Origin of the sequence: Streptomyces sp. NBC_00016, assembly GCF_045040885.1 — a bacterium.
Lineage (GTDB): Bacteria > Actinomycetota > Actinomycetes > Streptomycetales > Streptomycetaceae > Streptomyces > Streptomyces coriariae.
Genome location: NZ_CP108304.1, coordinates 1,567,526 through 1,585,675 on the forward strand (window position 1 = coordinate 1,567,526; position 18,150 = coordinate 1,585,675).

The 18,150-nt window shown below is 71.3% G+C and carries 16 protein-coding genes and 2 pseudogenes; 6 read left to right on the top strand and 12 right to left on the bottom strand.

Annotated elements, in window-relative coordinates:
• Window positions 1–130: 130 nt before the first annotated feature.
• The 4 genes and pseudogenes from OG933_RS07055 to OG933_RS07070 all read right to left on the bottom strand — a co-directional run bounded on the left by OG933_RS07055 (window position 131) and on the right by OG933_RS07070 (window position 3,610).
• Window positions 131–355, bottom strand: coding sequence for a hypothetical protein (locus tag OG933_RS07055; RefSeq protein ID WP_405633718.1), 225 nt, complete (start codon window positions 353–355; stop codon window positions 131–133).
• A gap of 276 nt (window positions 356–631) precedes the next feature.
• A pseudogene (locus tag OG933_RS07060) lies at window positions 632–1,012 on the bottom strand (DUF6083 domain-containing protein); the annotation flags it as partial.
• 152 nt (window positions 1,013–1,164) lie between these two features.
• The gene (locus tag OG933_RS07065; RefSeq protein ID WP_405625965.1) at window positions 1,165–1,434 is read right to left on the bottom strand and encodes a helix-turn-helix transcriptional regulator; all 270 of its coding nucleotides are present in this window, start codon (window positions 1,432–1,434) and stop codon (window positions 1,165–1,167) included.
• A gap of 1,423 nt (window positions 1,435–2,857) precedes the next feature.
• The gene (locus tag OG933_RS07070; RefSeq protein WP_405625967.1) at window positions 2,858–3,610 is read right to left on the bottom strand and encodes a transposase family protein; all 753 of its coding nucleotides are present in this window, start codon (window positions 3,608–3,610) and stop codon (window positions 2,858–2,860) included.
• Between the two features lie 198 nt (window positions 3,611–3,808).
• Here OG933_RS07070 and OG933_RS07075 point away from each other — a divergent pair.
• A pseudogene (locus tag OG933_RS07075) lies at window positions 3,809–4,138 on the top strand (L-histidine N(alpha)-methyltransferase); the annotation flags it as partial.
• Window positions 4,139–4,205: 67 nt separating this feature from the next.
• Here the strand turns inward: OG933_RS07075 and OG933_RS07080 are convergent.
• Window positions 4,206–5,462, bottom strand: coding sequence for an extracellular solute-binding protein (locus tag OG933_RS07080; protein ID WP_362519275.1), 1,257 nt, complete (start codon window positions 5,460–5,462; stop codon window positions 4,206–4,208).
• A gap of 230 nt (window positions 5,463–5,692) precedes the next feature.
• Between OG933_RS07080 and OG933_RS07085 the strand changes: the two genes are divergently transcribed.
• Window positions 5,693–5,908, top strand: coding sequence for a dodecin (locus tag OG933_RS07085; protein WP_362519272.1), 216 nt, complete (start codon window positions 5,693–5,695; stop codon window positions 5,906–5,908).
• Between the two features lie 121 nt (window positions 5,909–6,029).
• On the opposite strand, the gene OG933_RS07090 is transcribed toward OG933_RS07085, so the two are convergent.
• On the bottom strand, window positions 6,030–6,521 hold the full coding sequence (locus OG933_RS07090; RefSeq protein WP_405625971.1) for a hypothetical protein: 492 nt from the start codon (window positions 6,519–6,521) through the stop codon (window positions 6,030–6,032).
• Window positions 6,522–6,710: 189 nt separating this feature from the next.
• Here OG933_RS07090 and rpmF point away from each other — a divergent pair, with 189 nt between their 5' ends.
• From rpmF to OG933_RS07105, 3 genes are all read left to right on the top strand, one after another.
• Window positions 6,711–6,881 carry a 50S ribosomal protein L32 gene (rpmF, locus tag OG933_RS07095; protein WP_405625973.1) on the top strand — a complete coding sequence of 57 codons (171 nt, stop codon included), beginning with the start codon at window positions 6,711–6,713 and terminating at the stop codon, window positions 6,879–6,881.
• Window positions 6,882–6,964: 83 nt separating this feature from the next.
• A complete protein-coding gene (locus tag OG933_RS07100; RefSeq protein ID WP_362519265.1) occupies window positions 6,965–7,978 on the top strand; it encodes an LLM class flavin-dependent oxidoreductase in 1,014 nt (337 codons plus the stop codon).
• A 144-nt stretch (window positions 7,979–8,122) separates the two neighbouring features.
• Window positions 8,123–10,492, top strand: a complete 2,370-nt coding sequence (locus OG933_RS07105) for an ATP-binding cassette domain-containing protein (RefSeq protein ID WP_405625978.1) — start codon at window positions 8,123–8,125, stop codon at window positions 10,490–10,492.
• On the opposite strand, the gene OG933_RS07110 is transcribed toward OG933_RS07105, so the two are convergent.
• From OG933_RS07110 to OG933_RS07135, 6 genes are all read right to left on the bottom strand, one after another.
• A complete protein-coding gene (locus OG933_RS07110) occupies window positions 10,489–11,544 on the bottom strand; it encodes an NAD-dependent epimerase/dehydratase family protein (RefSeq protein WP_405625981.1) in 1,056 nt (351 codons plus the stop codon). The genes OG933_RS07105 and OG933_RS07110 overlap by 4 nt on opposite strands.
• A gap of 225 nt (window positions 11,545–11,769) precedes the next feature.
• Window positions 11,770–12,705, bottom strand: a complete 936-nt coding sequence (locus tag OG933_RS07115; protein ID WP_362519258.1) for a lysophospholipid acyltransferase family protein — start codon at window positions 12,703–12,705, stop codon at window positions 11,770–11,772.
• Entirely contained in the window at window positions 12,705–13,469 is a 765-nt protein-coding gene (locus tag OG933_RS07120) for a GNAT family N-acyltransferase (protein WP_362520073.1), read from the bottom strand. Before OG933_RS07120 ends, OG933_RS07115 begins: the two co-directional genes overlap by 1 nt.
• A 260-nt stretch (window positions 13,470–13,729) precedes the next feature.
• On the bottom strand, window positions 13,730–14,479 hold the full coding sequence (locus tag OG933_RS07125; protein WP_230196666.1) for a succinate dehydrogenase/fumarate reductase iron-sulfur subunit: 750 nt from the start codon (window positions 14,477–14,479) through the stop codon (window positions 13,730–13,732).
• Window positions 14,476–16,434, bottom strand: coding sequence for a fumarate reductase/succinate dehydrogenase flavoprotein subunit (locus OG933_RS07130; protein ID WP_362519254.1), 1,959 nt, complete (start codon window positions 16,432–16,434; stop codon window positions 14,476–14,478). The genes OG933_RS07125 and OG933_RS07130 overlap by 4 nt, the downstream gene beginning before the upstream one ends.
• Before the next feature lie 2 nt (window positions 16,435–16,436).
• The gene (locus tag OG933_RS07135; RefSeq protein ID WP_405633264.1) at window positions 16,437–17,108 is read right to left on the bottom strand and encodes a succinate dehydrogenase; all 672 of its coding nucleotides are present in this window, start codon (window positions 17,106–17,108) and stop codon (window positions 16,437–16,439) included.
• Between the two features lie 131 nt (window positions 17,109–17,239).
• Between OG933_RS07135 and OG933_RS07140 the strand changes: the two genes are divergently transcribed.
• Window positions 17,240–18,124, top strand: a complete 885-nt coding sequence (locus OG933_RS07140; protein WP_267023204.1) for a LysR family transcriptional regulator — start codon at window positions 17,240–17,242, stop codon at window positions 18,122–18,124.
• Window positions 18,125–18,150 lie beyond the last annotated feature (26 nt).

An 18,150-nucleotide genomic window follows, 5' to 3' on the forward strand; every position in this document is an offset into this window, starting at 1 on the left:
TTGGCCGGGTGGACGGCCAACAGCCGGGTGCGGTCTGTGTTCGCTGCGAGCGGCACCGTACGACGAGCTCGATGGAGCTCGCTGTTTGTGGCCGGCCTGGTCAGCAGGATTTCAATGGCATGGTGCGACGTCACGGCGTGCCGGTCCCGTGCTCGTGATGGGTCTGGCGTGGACGACGGACGTGATCCGGCAGGCGGTTGCGGACGTGCGCGTGATGGAGCAGGGGGTCGAAGGGCTCCCAGTCAGCCAACGCGAGGTCTGCTGCTGACGGGGTCGCGGCGTGGGCGGAACAGCGCTGCATGCGCCAGCGCAGCTGCTCGGCGTAGGGCAGGGCCGTGAGGTCATATAGGCCCATGACCTCGCAGGGCAAGGCGAGTTGCCCCCTTGCGGCCGTGGCTGGTACGAGCGTCCAAACGCCCACCGGGGATTCACCGGCGCGGAGGAGCCTCTGTGTGCAGCGGTCTCGGCGCCGTGTCTGTGCCACGCACTGGATTTCGTCCACGGGGTGCGCAGCAAGGTAGCGGACGTACAGGAGCTGCACGACGGGCCTGGCGGGTCGACAGACGTCCGGTTGTGCCGTCGGCTGGCTCGGAGGGGTGCCGGGGGTGAACGCGCCGCTGTCGATCAGACGGCGCGTGTTCAGAGCCAGCACGCGCCGCAGCCCATCCAACGCGGATGTTTCGGGAACAGCTTCACGCGCGGGGCAGACATGGGCATGCGCCAGGCGGCACCACGCACTGCCGTCGCCAGCCGGATGCGCGACACCGGAGCTGACGTGCCAGCGGTGGGCTGCGGGCACCTTCACCGCGGGCACCTCCCGAGGGTGCAGGCAAACGGGCCGCGCAAAGCTGCGCTCGTACCACTCGACCGGGTTGCCGCACTCTCGGCAGCGATTTCGTTGAGCACAGCGCAGGAGCCGACTGGGGCTGTCGTGCTCGACACGCAGTGAGCGTCGGGAGTGGGAGACAGCGGGGCTGCCGTCCCAGTGCCACGGTGTGGATGAACAACGCATGCGCGTGAAGGTGCCAGGCAACACGCCGCATCGGTGGCGTCGAGGCTGGAAGGTACCTCGAACAGCCCCATCTCATGAAACACACATACGAGACGTCGATCAGAGGTTCGTGTCGCGTCGCCGGTCCGGGTGATTGGCGCAATCCCTGCCAGTCAGAGGCCACCGTCGGTCGACCCTGGAGGCTCGTGCGCCTCACACAGCGTTCCGAAGAGTTCGTCCAGCGGAGTGTTCAGCGCATGGGCGAGTGCGTGCCAGGTCTTGAGCGTGCCGAGGGTTCGCCCCTGTTCAATCTCGATGAGGGTCCTTCTGGCCAGGCCGCTTCGAGCCGCGAGCTCGTCATAGCTCCAGCCCTGCGCCGCCCGCAGCCGCGCAAGCTCCAGACGCAGCGCGTCGAAATCCGGGTCGGGCGGGAAGATCGTCACCCGACAATCCGACGGTGCAGACTACTGCCCTGTCAGTGCAGACCTCTGCCCTATTTCCGCTGATAGTGACACCGGAGGGAGGGCAGAGGTCTGCACTACCGTGTGCGAGCCACCCCACTCCTCTGCGGGTCCGGCGCAGATATGACGGGAGGAACACGCCCCCCATGAGGCTTTGCACGGCACGACCCGGCGTCGGGCGCGCTTGGACCGTGGAACTGCGCCCGGAGCCCGGCGGGCCGATCCTCGTATGCCAGCAGTGCTCCCACAGTGGGCGACTCCTCGGCGGCACTTCCGCTCGGTCGGAGCTCTTGGCCCACCTGGCAGGACATGCTCGCCGCGATCTCCTCCCTGCGCACCTTCGGACTTGCCGGTGCCACGAACGCGGCTGCAGTTGGCACCCACGCCATCGAGGCTGTGGTGGACCCATCCGGCTCGTGCTAGCACGCGAGCAAGGCGGACGACTCTGGCGCCTGGCTGACATGTGCACGGCCTGTGCCGCCGCCACGTCTCAAGCGGCCGTCGTCCCGGACACATTGATCAACGCACCGGCAGCACCATCAGCGCATGTGGGCGTCCGTCGAAAACGCCGCAGCCCCAGAGGCCCGGACGCCCAAACCCGGGTCCGGGAGATGCTCAGCTACCTCTCCTCTGCCCTGCCGGCCGAGACCGGAGCCGCCGCCCGTCTGATCGCCCTGCAATGCGCTTTACGCATGAACGACTCAGCGCAAGTACGCTTGCCGCTCGGAGTATTGCGCAGCCTTTGCCTGGAACCTGCCAGGGATTCTTGGCGGGAGCTCCACCAGGCACGCTGGCTCTACGCAACCCCGCCCGCGCCGTGCACCAATGCAGGCGCTGTGGTTGTCCAACTCCTCGACGTCGGGCTCTTCGCCCAATACCCGGCCCGCCCTGACCGGCTCGTCGCCGCGGACTGGGCGCTGCGCGCCGCCGGCCGCGTCCGTAGGGACTGCGCCCCGCTTCCTCGTCTGATCACCATGTGCCTCACGGCTCATACCACCCCGGAGAGCATCCACGGAATAATGGAAGTGGATCGGCTGGCACGGGAGTGTGGGCTGGCCACAACGGAGTTCGTGAATGCGCTGGACCGATTGGCGGTCGCAGGACAAGTCAGCTCGTGGAGCGTCCACTCGGTGTCGGGAGATCTGCACTGGACACTGGTAGAACACAGCAAGCATGAGTTCGGAGGCGCGGCCCGCCGGTGACCGACAGGCATCGACGACTCACGAGGCTCAACGCTGATATCGCGAGAAAGCGTCGGGGCATCAACCTCGCTGTCAGCGGCGAAGCAGGGACCTGACGGGCTAACGTCGAATCCCCATCGCCCGCTCCTGAAGCGTCCGTTGGGCGATTTCCTGAGCGCTTGAAGCGTTTACGCGCCAGGCCGCGCATTGAGCCTTTTCCAACCTCACGCTGATGCGTGGTGAAGGACGAGGACGGCCTTCACCACGTTGGTGAGGCGGTTGGTGCTGCAGCGGAGTTTCCGCAGGAGGCGCCAGCTCTTGAGGGTGGCCATGGCCTGCTCGCCGAGGCAGCGGATCTTGGCGTGGGTGGTGTTGTGGCGGCGCTTCCACTTCTTGAGGCGTCGGCCCCGGAACGGGACCCGGACGGTTCCGCCGGCGCCTTGATACGCCTTGTCCGCCCCGCATCTTAGGCCGGCATCGGTGAGGGCTTCGATGATGCCGTGCTCTCGCGCGGCGGTCAGGTCGTGCGTCGAGCCGGGCAGGGCCGGTGAGGCCCAGAGCAGCCGTCCGAACGGATCGGTGAGGACCTGGACGTTCATGCCGTGGCGTTTGTGTTTCCCGGAGTAGTACGGGGTGTCGGCGGCGATCCGGTCGATCGGCAGCAGGGTGCCGTCGAGGATGACGAACGGCTTCGTGCGGATCGTCTTCATCGCTTCGGCCAGGGACGGGGCGAGGGCGGGGGTCTCGACGGCTTCACGTATGTAGCGGTAGACGGTCGCGATCCCGATGCCGAACCCGGCGGCGAGTTGGGTGTAGGTGTCACCGCATCGCAGGTGGGCCAGGGCGAGCAGGGCCTGACGTGCCGCGGGAAGGCGTCGCCAGCGTGTACCGATCTCCTGCCGCCTGGCTGTGAGTTGCCCGGTCAGGAACCGCAAGGTGCGGCTGGACAGATCAATCGAGGACGGGTAGACCAGCACGCGAAGCTCCTGGCGGACACGGGTGATCTTGGTCGAGAACCCGTCTACCAGGAGCTTCGTCGTTGCGCAGGACTGTCCAACTCTCGGTCAGCACCGCCAGCTTGGAAAAGGCTCACTGAAATGAATCTTGCGCTACTGAAATCTTCAGAGCCATCCGACATCTACGGCTGGCATCCGGATATGTCCGCGCCCGCATAAGCCGCGTTCAACAAGAACGTGCTGGCCGTGGTCAACCGTGAGCTGGGTGCCGACTTCGACCCCGCGGCCTTCGACCACGTCGCCCTCTGGGACGCGGACAACGAGTGGATCGAGATGCGGCTGCGCTCGCGTACGGAGCAGACCGTGAAGGTTCCCGCGCTCGACCTGGCGGTCGACTTCGCGGCCGGTGAGGAACTGCGCACCGAGGTGTCGGCGAAGTTCCGGGAGGAGGGAGTGCGCACGGAACTTGCCGCTGTCGGCCTGGAGTTGAGTCACTGGTGGACGGACGGCGCGGGCCGCTTCGCGCTGTCGCTGAGTACCGCCCGCTGAGTACCGCCCGCCGAGCACCCGCCGAACCCTGCCCGGTGGTGAGCACCGGGCAGGGCGGCCGAGGCCGTCAGAAGGTCACCGTCAGCGCCTCCGTGATCCGGCGGGCGGCGCGGCGGGCCTCGGTCGCCGGGTCGGCGCCGGTGAGCACCTTCGTCATGTAGTCCTTGATCGGGTTGTCCGCCTCGACGGCGGCCCACTCGGGTGTGCTGGGGGTCGCGCGACCCTGCGCGGCCCCCGCCGCCATGGCCGCGACCCCCTCCTCGACGGCCACGGACTTCGCCAGCTTCGCCTTGTTCGGCACGTAGTTCATGGTGCGGGCCAGTTCGGTGTCCCACTCCGCGCCGGTCAGTGCGGCGACCACCGCGACGGCGTCCTGTCTGACGTCGGTGTTGCGCGGGACGACGAGGTCGGAGCCGCCGGTGAAGACCGCGCCGGGCCTGTCCGCGCTCTTGCCGGGCACCGGGAAGAAGCCCAACTCGCCGTCCAGGGCGGGATTCTGCTGGACCACCGCCCGGGCCAGTCCGGGCACGGCCACGATCTGCGCCACCTTGCCCGCGGCGAACACCCCCGCCTGGGGCGGGTGTTCCTCGTCCGCCGCCACGGGACCACCGCCGAGGGCCTGGAGCCGCCGGTAGAAGTCCATGCCGCGCAGGGCGGCCCGGGTGTCGAGGGCGCCCTCCCAGCGGCCGCCGTCCTCGGTGGCGAGGTCGCCGCCCTCGTCCCAGATGAACCCGGCGAGCGTGTACCAGTCCTGCCCCGCCAGGTAGATGCCCTGGTTCCCGTCCGCGTTCAGCTTCTCGGTGGCGGCCAGCCACTCGGCGCGGGTGCGGGGCGCGGCGGTGATGCCGGCCTGCTCGAAGAGGTCCTTGCGGTAGATCACGACCCGGTTGGCGGCGTACCAGGGGATGCCGTACTGGTGGAAGCGCTGCTGCCCCGGTTCGGCGAGGCCGGGCAGCCAGTCGTCCCGGCCCCATTTCGCGGCGGCCTCCAGGGTCAGGTCGAGCAGTCCGCGGCCGTCGACGTACTGCGGGACCTGGGTGTTGCCGACCTCGATGACGTCCGGCCCGTTCCCGTCGTCGGCCTCCAGCGCGGCCTCCACCTTGCCGCCGATCCCGGTCCACTCCTGGATGCGGATGTCGAGGTCGAGATCGGGGTGGTCGTGTTCGAAGTCCTCGGTGAAGCGGTCCAGGAACTCCTGCGACGCGCTGTCCTTCATCAGCCACACCGTGACCGTCCGGCGGTCGGGCCCCGTCCCCGGCAGCACGCCACAGGCGGTCAGGAAGCAGGCGGACACGCAGAGGAGGGCGAGGAGGCGACGTCTCACGGGGGTCCTGTTCTGCCCGGCGGACAGGGCGAGAGGCCCGACGTGGGGGACGAGCGCGGCGCTCGTACGGGTGTCCCGGATTTTGGTATGGACCAATACGGGGGGTCAAGAGGGACCGGGCGGAAGGGGCCCGTCCGGTCCGACGCCTCGCGCTCCGCCGCAGCTTGGGGCACGGTGGAGTGACGCGTGACACACATGACGAGGCCGTCACGGTCGAGAGGAGCACCCTGATGTCGAAGCACACCTACCGGGTCACGGAGATCGTCGGCACCTCACCGGAGGGCGTCGACGACGCCATCCGCAACGGCATCACCCGCGCCTCGCAGACCCTGCGCAACCTGGACTGGTTCGAGGTGACGCAGGTACGCGGCCAGATCGAGAACGGCGACATCGCGCACTGGCAGGTGGGCCTGAAGGTCGGCTTCCGCCTGGACGAGTCGGCCTGACGGCCCGGCACCCCTCCCGAAGGGCCGCGCCTTCCCGTACGGCCGCGCCTTCCCGTACGGCCGCGCCTTCCCGTAGGGCCGCCCCTTCCCGTAGGGCCGCCCCTTCCCGTAGGGCCGCCCCTCAGGTACGCCCCTCGCCCTCCTGCGCCTGCTTCAGCGCGCCCGAAGGAGCCGTCCAACGGGCCAGGACGACGGTGAAACCGGCCCGTCGGGCGTCGGCGCACACCAGTTCGTCGTCGTCCACCAGGACGCGCACCTCCCGGTCGCGGGCCAGTCGGCGCAGCACCTCGAGCTTGGTGCGCCGGGCGGGCCTGCGGTCGTCGTTGCGCCGCATGTGGACGCGCCCCTCCGGCAGCCCCTGCGCGGCGAGCCACGCCAGCGTGTCGCGCCGGCAGCGCTCGGGCCGGCCGGTGAGGTAGACGACCTCGCACTCCTCGGCACGGGCCAGCACCATCGCGACACCCTCCGGGATCGGCGGGTCCTGCGGCGCGGCCGCGAAGAACGCGTCCCAGTCGCGCGGGCTGCGCTCCAGGAACCGCTGCCGGTGGGCCGTGTCGGCGAGGGTGTTGTCCAGGTCGAAGACGGCGACGGGTCGCCTGCTGCTGTCGGTCACGCCGCCCACCCTAGACAGCCGCACCCAGGGCCCGAGAACCCCAGAGCCCCAGAGCCCCAGCAGGCCTGCCCGGGTCGGCCTGCCCCGGCCGACGATCCCGGCCGACGACCCCGGCGACGCAATTGCTAATGGGATCCATTTTCATATAGCTTCCTCGCAGCTCACCCGAGCCCACCGAGGAGGTTTCCCATGGCCGTTCCCAAGCGGAAGATGTCCCGCAGCAACACCCGGCACCGCCGCGCCCAGTGGAAGGCGAGCACGCCACAGCTCGTACCGGTCACCGTCGACGGCGTCCGCCGTCTCGTGCCCCAGCGCCTGCTGACGGCGTACCGGCGCGGCCTGCTGCTCCCCGAGGACTGACCCGCGTCGGCACCCCGGGCGGTCCCGCGCAGGGCATCACGCCGTGCGGGGAATCCAGCGGGCCCCGCGGTGTTGAACCCCGTATGAGCTCCGTGATCGCCTCGGCCCGCTTCTCCGTCCTCGACCGCTCGCGCACGCGCGAGGGCCACACCGGCGCCGAGGCGCTCCGGGACACCGTGCGGCTGGCGCGGGAGGCGGAGGCGCTGGGCTACCACCGGTTCTGGGTCTCGGAGCACCACGGCGTGCCCGGGGTCGCCGGATCGGCGCCCACGGTGCTGGCCGCGGCCGTGGCCGGCGCGACGGACCGGATCCGGGTCGGCACCGGCGGGGTGATGCTGCCCAACCACCGGCCCCTGGTCGTGGCCGAGCAGTTCGGTGTCCTGGAGTCCCTGTTCCCGGGCCGCGTCGACATGGGCCTGGGACGCTCGGTGGGCTTCACCGACGGGGTACGCAGGGCGCTGGGACGGGACAAGGACGACGCGGACGACTTCGCGGGACAGCTCCGGGAACTGCTCGGCTGGTTCCTCGGCGGCTCGCCCACGGGCGTGCACGCCCGGCCCTCGGAGGGGCTGACCGTGCCGCCGTTCGTGCTGGCCATGGGCGAGGGCGCGGAGATCGCCGCCCGCGCGGGGCTGCCGATGGTCATCGGCGACCTCCGCGGCCGCGAGAAGATGCGGCGCGGCATCGACCGCTACCGGGCCCTCTTCCGGCCCTCGCCCTGGGCGTCGGAGCCGTATGTGGTCATCTCCGGCACGATCGCGGTGGCGGGGACGCCCGAGGAGGCACGACGGCTCCTGGTCCCGGAGGCCTGGTCGATGGCGTACTCCCGCACCCACGGCACCTTCCCGCCCCTGCCACCGGCCGAGGAGGCCGGGCTGCGCGCGATGACCGCGAAGGAGCGCGGCTTCTACGAGTCCGGGCTCACCGGCCATCTCGCGGGCACCGAGGAGCAGGTCACGGAGGAGCTGGAGACGGTGCTGAAGGAGACGGGGGCGCAGGAGGTCCTGGTCACCACCAGCACCTACGACCGGGCCGCGCTGCTGGACTCCTACCGGCGGCTCGCCGGGATCGTGCACGCGCAGCGGAGCGGCGGCTGACCACGGCCGCCGCGCGGGTCACCGGGCGCAGGTCACCGGGCGCAGCTCAGCGGGCACCGCACGCCCCGCGCGCATAGGATTGCGGGGTTTGTCCCGCCCCGGCAGCAGCCGGCCGCACAGCCGAAGACCCGTACGGAGTCCCCCATGCCGAGCCGACCCGAGCCGTACGGCGACGAGCCGTCCACGAAGGACGGGTACATCCGGGTCCGGGGAGCCCGCGAGCACAACCTCCGGGGCGTGGACGTCGACGTCCCGCGCGACGTGGTGGCCGTGTTCACGGGGGTGTCCGGCTCCGGGAAGTCGTCGCTGGCGTTCGGGACGATCTACGCGGAGGCCCAGCGCCGCTATTTCGAGTCGGTCGCGCCGTACGCGCGGCGGCTGATCCACCAGGTCGGCGCGCCGAAGGTCGGTGAGATCACCGGACTGCCCCCGGCGGTCTCGCTCCAGCAGCGCCGCTCGACCCCCACCTCGCGCTCGTCGGTGGGCACCGTCACGAACCTGTCGAACTCGCTGCGGATGCTCTTCTCCCGGGCGGGCGACTACCCGCCGGGCGCGGAGCGCCTCGACTCCGACGCCTTCTCCCCCAACACGGCGGCCGGGGCCTGCCCCGAGTGCCACGGCCTCGGCGAGGTCCACCGCACCACCGAGGAGTCGCTGGTACCGGACCCGTCGCTGTCCGTCCGCGAGGGCGCGATCGCCGCCTGGCCGGGTGCCTGGCAGGGCAAGAACCTGCGGGACATCCTCGACACGCTCGGCCACGACGTCGACGTCCCCTGGCGCGAACTGCCCGCAGAGCAGCGGGAGTGGATCCTGTTCACGGACGAGCAGCCGGTGGTGACGGTCCACCCGGTGCGGGACGCGGACCGCATCCAACGCCCTTACCAGGGCACCTATATGAGCGCCCACCGGTATGTGATGAAGACCTTCGCGGACTCCAGGAGCCAGACCCTGCGGGCCAGGGCGGAGCGCTTCCTGACGGCCGCCCCCTGCCCGGCGTGCGCCGGCGGCCGGCTGCGGCCGGAATCGCTCGCCGTGACCTTCGCGGGCCGGACGATCGCGGAACTGGCCGCGCTGCCGCTGGCGGAACTGGCCCGGCTCCTCGAGGGGACGACCGAGACGGCCCGTGTCCTCACCGACGACCTCCGCACCCGTATCGCTCCCGTCCTCGAACTCGGACTCGGCTATCTCGGTCTGGACCGCGCCACCCCCACCCTGTCGGCGGGCGAGCTCCAGCGGCTGCGGATCGCGACCCAGCTGCGCTCCGGGCTGTTCGGCGTGGTGTACGTGCTCGACGAGCCGTCGGCGGGACTGCACCCGGCGGACACGGAGGCCCTGCTCACGGTGCTGGAGCGGCTGAAGGCGGCGGGCAACTCGGTGTTCGTGGTGGAACACCGGCTGGACGTGATGCGCGCCGCCGACTGGCTGGTGGACGTGGGCCCGCGGGCGGGCGAGCACGGCGGGCGGGTGCTGCACAGCGGCCCGGTGGCCGGTCTGGCGTCGGTCCCGGAGTCGGCGACGGCACGCTTCCTGTTCGACCGCTCGCCGACGCCCATGCGTGAAGTCCGCGCGGCCCGGGGCCGGTTGACGGTCGGTCCGGTGACCCGGCACAACCTGCGCGGGGTGACCGCCGAGTTCGGGCTGGGCGTGTTCACGGCCGTGACCGGCGTCTCGGGCTCGGGAAAGTCGACGCTCGTCGGGGAGATCACGCAGGACCTGCCCGGCGTGGGCCGGCTGGTCGCGGTCGACCAGAAGCCGATCGGCCGCACCCCGCGCTCGAACCTGGCGACGTACACGGGCCTGTTCGACGTGGTCCGCAAGGTCTTCGCGGCGACGGACGCGGCCCGGGCCAGGAAGTACGGTGTCGGCCGGTTCTCCTTCAACGTGGCAGGAGGGCGCTGCGAGACCTGTCAGGGCGAGGGTTTCGTGAGCGTCGAACTCCTCTTCCTGCCCAGCACCTACGCGCCCTGTCCGGACTGCGGCGGGGCCCGCTACAACCCCGGGACACTCGAAGTGGCCTACCGGGACCGGAACATCGCGCAGGTGCTGGACCTGACGGTGGAGTCGGCGGCGGACTTCTTCGCCGACGTCCCGGCCGTCTCGCGCAGTCTGGCCACCCTCCTCGACGTGGGCCTCGGCTATCTGCGCCTCGGCCAGCCGGCGACGGAACTCTCCGGCGGCGAGGCCCAACGCATCAAGCTGGCCGCCGAGTTGCAGCGCGGCCGCCGCGGCCACACGCTCTACCTCCTCGACGAACCCACGGCCGGTCTCCACCCGGCCGACGTCGAGGTCCTCATGCGGCAGCTGCACGGCCTGGTCGACGCCGGGCACACCGTGATCGTCGTCGAGCACGACATGTCCGTGGTGGCGGGCGCCGACCGGGTGATCGACCTCGGGCCCGGCGGCGGCGACGCGGGCGGACGGATCGTGGCGACGGGGACGCCGCAGGAGGTGGCGGCGTCCGAGGAGAGCGCGACGGCGCCGTATCTGCGCCGGGTGCTGGGCACGCTCCGCTAGCCTCGCTGCTCCCGCCAGGCCCGGTGGTGGTCCACCAGGGTCTCCTCGATCGGACGGTAGGTGAGGCCCAGTTCCTCGGTGCTTCTGCGGTTGTCGACCCGGAAGCGGATGCCGAGGTGGTGACGGATGTACTCCTGGGAGAGGCCGAAGGCGGGGCCGAGGATCCGCACCGGCCAGTGCGGGAGAGCGGTCCGGGGCAGGCGCCGGTTTCCCGGGTGGTGCTTCAGCAGGGCTCTCGACATCTGGTGGAAGGAGGTCATCTCCTGCGCCGCGACGATGTAGCGGCCGTGCGCCCCGGGATGTTCGGCCGCCGCTATGTGGGCCGCCGCGACATCGCGGACGTCGGCCGTGGTGAAGCTGAAGTCCGGGGCGCCGTAGAAGAAGTAGCCCTTGAAGAGCTCGTCCAGGAGGAACAGGCTGCCCGAGTCCGAGCCGGGGGTGAGGGAGGGGCCCAGGATCAGGCCGGGGTTGACGGAGACCATGCGCCAGCGGCTCTGGGCGGCCTCGGCCTCCCAGGCGGCCCGCTCGGCCACCGTCTTGGCGTAGTGGTACGGGTTGTTCTCCACGGTGCTGGTGGTGTTGAAGTACTTCTCCGACAGGGTCTGGTCGTCCATCTCCCGCACATCGGCGTAGTCGCCGAAGATCGCCCCGACCGTGGACGTGAGGACCAGGCGCTCGACGGTCTCGGTGCGTTCGATCGACGCCACGACGTTGCGCGTGCCGGTCAGGGCCGGTTCCACCACGTCCCGCCGGCCGTCCTTGATCTTCTCCGGCATCAGGAAGGGCGAGGCCACATGGAAGACCACCGTGCAGCCCTTCATGGCCTCGTCGAAGGAGCCCTCCGTCAGCAGGTCCGCCTCGAAGAGGTCCAGGCGGCCGGGATGGGCGTCCCCCAGGGCGCGCAGCGGCCGGCGCTTGGCCGCGTTCGCCGTCGCGCGCACGGTGGTGTGCACGTGGTAGCCGCGCTCCAGGAGTTGCCGTACGAGATGGGCGGCCACGAATCCGCTGCCCCCCGTCACGAGTACCGTCCGGCCGGCCGGGCTTCCGCTCACGCGCGCTCCCCTCAGAGGTCGGGATGCGTCATGATCCCATCAAGGTCGGCCGACGACCCCCGACTTGAACGGAATACGTCCGCCGGCCGACCCCACCGGCCCCGCTCGGCGAACTCGGCGGCTCGGCGAACTCGGCGGCTCGGCGGGCCGCCCTCCGCCCTCGACCGCAGGTCCCGCCCTGCCCCGCCCCGCCCTCACGGCACGTACCCGCGCCGGTTGCGGCGGCTACCGGGCAGGAAATCCGGCGCGCTCCCCGGCCCCTTGGAGCACCTCGCGGGGACCGCGGCGGCGGCGCGACAGGCGCGGGTCGCGCGGGTCGGGGCGGTGGCGCGCCGGGCCGGGCACGGCGCCGGGCCGGGCCATGACCTGTCGCTCGGGCGGGCCGTCCAGCACCTGGGCGCCGGCGGCCGCGGCCAGCGCCCTGCGGTCGGGGTGGCTGCCCGGCGCGAGCACGGGCAGCACCTCGACCTCCGCCACCAGGCCCCGCGCCGACACCACCCGCCACAGCGAGACGAGCAGCGGATCGTCGCCGACGAACGCGGCCACGGTGCTGGCCGCTCCCGCACGGTCCCGGTAGCGGATGCGTACGGGCTGCACCGGCACCCGGGCGTCCAGGGCGGCCTGGAACACCGCCCGCCGGAAGTGCCCCTGGGCGCGGCCGCACCAGGTGCTCCCCTCCGGGAACACCGCCACCGCCCGCCCGGCGCGCAGGGCGTCGGCGATCCTGGCGACCGTGGCGGGCAGGGCCCGCAGCCGGTCGCGGTCGATGAACAGGACACCGCCGCGCGCGACCAGCGTGCCCGCCACCGGCCACCTGCGGATCTCGTCCTTGGCGAGCATCCCGGCCGGGCGGACGGCGGCCAGCAGCGGGATGTCCAGCCAGGAGATGTGGTTCGCGACCAGCAGCAGCCCGGTGCCGGTGGGCGCGGTCGCGCCGGTCACCCGGACCCGCACCCCCGCCGCCCGCACGACGGTCCGGCTCCAGTACCGCACCACGCGGGACGGGAACCGGCCGCCGACCGGCGCCAGCACCACCCCGACCAGGACCAGCACGACCACCGCCGTGAGCCGCAGCGCGGCCCGGGGCACGGTCGTGCGGGTCGCCGTCGCCTCCACGCACGCCCGCGGGGTGCAGGGCGCGCTGGGCAGCCAGACGCTCATCAGGCCGGGACGAGGGAGAGGAAGTGCCGCAGGTAGCGCGGGTTGACCCGGCTCATCGGCAGCAGCACATACAGGTCGGCGACGCCGAAGTCGGGGTCGTGGGCGGGCTCCCCGCACACCCAGGCGCCGAGGCGGAGATAGCCGCGCAGCAGGGCCGGGAGCTCGGTGCGCGCGGCCGGGCCGGTGCCGTTGGGGGTCCAGGGCCGCAGCGGCCGTACCCGGTACTCCGGCGGGGCGAGGTGCTTGTCGCGCACCCGGTCCCAGGTCGCCGTCGCCAGCGTGCCGCCGTCGGCCAGCGGGATCGAGCAGCAGCCGGCCAGCCACTCGTGGCCGCGGTCCACCATGTAGCGGGCTATGCCGGCCCAGATGAGCCCGATGACGGCGCCGTCCCGGTGGTCGGGGTGCACGCAGGAGCGGCCGACCTCGACCAGGCCGGGCCGGATCGCGTCGAGCGGTCCGAGGTCGAACTCGCCCTCGGAGTAGAGCCGTCCGGCGATCGCGGCCCGCTCGGGCGGCAGCAGCCGGTAGGTGCCGACCACCTCACCGGTGGCGTTGTCACGGATGAGCAGGTGATCGCAGTAGGCGTCGAAGGCGTCCGTGTCCAGGCCCGGTTCCGGGCCGTCGAGCCGGGCGCCCAGCTCCCCGGCGAACACCTGGTGGCGCAGCCGTTGCGCGGCCCGGACGTCGTCCTGGTCACGGGCGAGCGAGACGAGATAGCCGGAACCGCCGGGCGGCACGGCGAGAGCGGGGGGTGCGACGGGCATGGCGGTCATGGAGGTCTCCTGCGCCGAGCGGAAGAAGCATGGGGACGGTGCACGGGGAATCTGCACCTGCTTTCTTCCGCGCCCGGCTGGCCTCGGCGTGACCTGCGCGGGGCCCGTGGATGTGCGGCTGCTGAATCCCGGGAGTCACCGCCCCCTCCCGTGCCGGGGATGCCTGGCGGGGCCGGGGATGAGCACCACTCCCGGCCCCGCCCGTCCGCACCTTGCCGGCGAACGTCCGACCCACGGTCCGCCCTGCGGCGCTACCGCTTCGTGACTTTCCGAGCGGCCCGCAGCCACTCCTTGTTCATCCCGGTGATGGACACCAGCGGGATGCCCTTCGGGCAGGCGGTCGCGCACTCGCCCGCCAGCGTGCAGCCGCCGAACCCCTCCTCGTCCATCTGCGCCACCATGTCCAGCACCCGGGTCTCCCGCTCGGGCGCGCCCTGCGGCAGCACGTTGAGGTGGTTGACCTTGGCGGAGGTGAACAGCATCGCCGCGCCGTTCGGGCAGGCGGCGACGCACGCCCCGCAGCCGATGCACTCGGCGTGCTCGAAGGCGAAGTCGGCGTCGGGCTTGGGCACCGGCGTCGCGTGGGCCTCGGGGGCGGCGCCGGTCGGGGCGGTGACGTACCCGCCGGCCTGGATGATCCGGTCGAAGGCGCTCCGGTCGACCACCAGGTCCTTGACGACCGGGAAGGCGGCGGCCCGCCACGGCTCGACGTCGATCGTGTCGCCGTCCCGGAAGGATCGCATGTGCAGCTGGCAGGTGGTGGTCCGCTCCGGGCCGTGCGCGTCGCCGTTGATGACGAGCGAGCACGCGCCGCAGATGCCCTCGCGGCAGTCGTGGTCGAAGGCGACCGGGTCGTCGCCGCGCAGGATGAGCTCTTCGTTGAGGGTGTCGAGCATCTCCAGGAAAGACATGTCGGGCGATATGCCGTCCACCTCGTACGTGGACATGGCGCCGTCGGCGTCCGCGTTCTTCTGCCGCCAGACGCGCAGGTTGAGCCTCATGCGTAGCTCCGCTGGGTGGGGTGGACGTACTCGAAGACCAGGTCTTCCCGGTGCAGGGCCGGGGCCTCGCCCGTCCCGGTGAACTCCCAGGCGGCCGCGTATCCGAACTCCTCGTCCCGTCGGGCCGCCTCGCCGTCCGGGGTCTGCGACTCCTCTCGGAAGTGGCCGCCGCAGGACTCGGCGCGGTGCAGCGCGTCGAGGCACATCAGCTCGGCGAGTTCCAGGTAGTCGACGACGCGGTTGGCCTTCTCCAGGGACTGGTTGAACTCCTCGCCGGTGCCGGGCACCTTGATGCGCCGCCAGAACTCCTCGCGGATCTGCGGGATGCGGCTCAGGGCCTTGCGCAGACCCGCGTCGGTGCGGGCCATGCCGCAGAACTCCCACATGAGTTCGCCGACCTCGCGGTGGAAGGAGTCCGGGGTGCGGTCGCCGTCGACCGAGAGCAGCAGGTTCAGGCGGTCCTGGGTCTCCGCCAGCACCTCCTGGACGACGGGGTGTTCGAGGGTCACCTCGCCCTGGTGCGGGTTGCGGGCGAGGTAGTCGTTGATGGTGGCCGGCAGCACGAAGTAGCCGTCGGCCAGCCCCTGCATCAGCGCGGAGGCGCCGAGGCGGTTGGCGCCGTGGTCGGAGAAGTTGGCCTCGCCGATCGCGAACAGGCCGGGGACGGTGGTCTGGAGGTCGTAGTCGACCCACAACCCGCCCATCGTGTAGTGCACCGCCGGGTAGATCCGCATCGGGACCTCGTACGGATCCTCGTCGGTGATCCGCTGGTACATGTCGAAGAGGTTGCCGTACTTGGCCTCGACGGCGTTGCGGCCCATGCGCGTGATGGCGTCGGCGAAGTCGAGGTACACGCCCTGTCCGCCGGGGCCGACGCCCTTGCCCTCGTCGCAGACGTTCTTGGCGGCGCGGGAGGCGATGTCCCGTGGGACCAGGTTGCCGAAGGAGGGGTAGATGCGCTCCAGGTAGTAGTCGCGCTCCTCCTCGGGGATGCGGTTCGGCGGACGGTCGTCGCCCTTGGCCTTCGGCACCCAGATCCGGCCGTCGTTGCGCAGCGACTCGCTCATCAGCGTCAGCTTGGACTGGTGGTCGCCGGTGCGCGGGATGCAGGTCGGGTGGATCTGCGTGAAGCAGGGGTTGGCGAAGTACGCGCCGCGCCGGTGCGCCCGCCAGATCGCGGTGGCGTTGGAGTTCATGGCGTTGGTCGACAGGTAGAAGACGTTTCCGTAGCCGCCGCTCGCCAGGACGACGGCGTCCGCGAAGTAGGTGTCGATCTTCCCGGTGATCAGGTCCCGGGCCACGATCCCGCGCGCCCGCCCGTCCACGACGATCAGGTCGAGCATCTCGGTGCGCGGGTGCATCTCGATGTTGCCGGCGGCGATCTGCCTGCTGAGGGCCTGGTAGGCGCCCAGCAGGAGCTGCTGGCCCGTCTGGCCGCGGGCGTAGAAGGTCCGCGACACCTGTACGCCGCCGAACGAACGCGTGTCGAGCAGCCCGCCGTACTCCCGTGCGAAGGGCACTCCCTGGGCCACGCACTGGTCGATGATCTCGACCGAGATCTGCGCGAGCCGGTGCACGTTGGACTCCCGGGCCCGGAAGTCGCCGCCCTTGACGGTGTCGTAGAACAGGCGGTGGACGGAGTCGCCGTCGTTGCGGTAGTTCTTCGCCGCGTTGATGCCGCCCTGCGCGGCGATGGAGTGGGCGCGGCGCGGGGAGTCCTGGTAGCAGAACTGGACGACGTGGTAGCCCTGTTCGGCGAGGGTGGCGCCGGCCGAGCCGCCCGCGAGGCCGGTGCCCACGACGATGACCGTGTGCTTGCGCCGGTTGGCCGGGTTGACCAGCTTGGCCTCGAAGCGGCGCTTGTCCCAGCGCTCGGCGACGGGGCCGGAAGGGGCCTTGGAGTCGACGACCGGCTCACCGGTCCGGTAGTCCGCGTAGGCGGAGAAGGCAGTCATGTTCAGCTCACCACTCCGGTCATGACGCCCACGGGTACGGCGAGGAAGCCGGCCGTGAGCAGCAGCGCGAGGACGTCGGCGACGGTCTTGAGGGCGCGGTCGCGGGTGCGGCTGCCGACGCCGAGGGTCTGGGCGGCGCTCCAGAAGCCGTGCCGGACGTGCAGCCCGACGGCGAGCATCGCCACGATGTAGATGACGTTGCCGTACCAGGTGGAGAAGGTGTCCACGACGTTCTGGTACGGGTGGCCCTCCTGGAAGCCGCCGCTGTGCACGGTGCCGGTGGTCAGGTCGAGGATGTGCCACACGATGAACAGGGCCAGGATGATGCCGCCCCAGCGCATGGTGCGGGTGGCGTAACTCGCCCGCGGCTTCTTGTGTACGTACTTGCTGGGCCGCGCCCTGATGTCGCGGCGGCTGAGCTGGTACGCGGAGACGGCGTGGGCGACCACCGCGACGACCAGCACGACGCGCACGAGCCAGAGCGTCCACTCGTAGTGCATGAACGGTTCGCCCACGGTGCGCAGCCAGTGGGCGTAGTGGTTGAACTCCTCCGCGCCGAAGAAGATCTTCAGATTGCCGATGACGTGGACGACCAGGTACAGCAGCATGATCATGCCGCTGACCGCCATCACCGTCTTCTTGCCGACGGAGGAGTCCCACACGGTGCGCGCCATGGACGGCCGTCGGTCCGTCCGCGTTGCCAGAGCCATGGGTCAAGACGCTAGGGCCGGACCACCCCATCGGTCCAAGACATGGTCCGCCTCGATTCCATAGCCAGCACCTATCGCCGACGTAGGCTGGGGGCATGCAGTTCCAGCAGCTCCAGTACTTCGTGGCGGTCGCCGAGACCCGGCACTTCACCCGGGCCGCCGAGCTCGTGCACGTGGCGCAGCCCTCTCTCTCGCAGCAGATCAAGGCGCTGGAAAGGGAGTTGGGGGCTGATCTGTTCCTGCGGGCGCGCGGCAACATCACGCTCACCGACGCGGGCGAGGCGCTGCTGCCGCTGGCGCGGCGGATCCTCGCGGACACGGAGACCGCGCGGTACGAGGTGCAGGAGCTGGTGCAGCTGCGCAGCGGGCGGGTGCGGCTCGGGGCGACGCCGAGTCTGTGCACGGGTCTGCTGCCGGACGTGCTGCGCGCCTTCCACGACCGCTATCCGGGCATCCGGCTGCTGATCGAGGAGGGCGGCTCGCACGACCTCGTCCGGGAGCTGGCCCGCGGCGCCCTCGACCTCGCCCTGGTCGTCCTGCCCCTGCCGACCCCGTCCCCGGCCCTGACGACGGTGGAACTGCTGCGCGAGGACCTGGTGGTGGTGTCCTCCCCGGAGGCCTCCCGGCCGGGGAACGGGCGGCGGACCGTACGGATCGCCGACCTGGAGGGGGAGCGTCTTGTGATGTTCCGGCACGGCTACGACCTGCGGGAACTGACCGTGGCCGCATGCCGGGCCGAGGGGTTCGAGCCGGACTTCGCGGTGGAGGGCGGGGAGATGGACGCGGTGCTCGGGTTCGTCCGGGCCGGGCTGGGGGTGGCCGTCGTCCCCCGGATGGTGGCCGCCCGGTCGGGCCGGGGCCTACGGGTCACCCCGCTCGCCCGTCCCGGCCTGCACCGCGCGATCGCCCTCGCACACCGCAGCGATGTGGCTCCGCCGAGGGCGGCCCGAGAACTCCAGCGCATGCTGCTGGAACGCTGACCAGCACCCACACCCGACACCTCGAC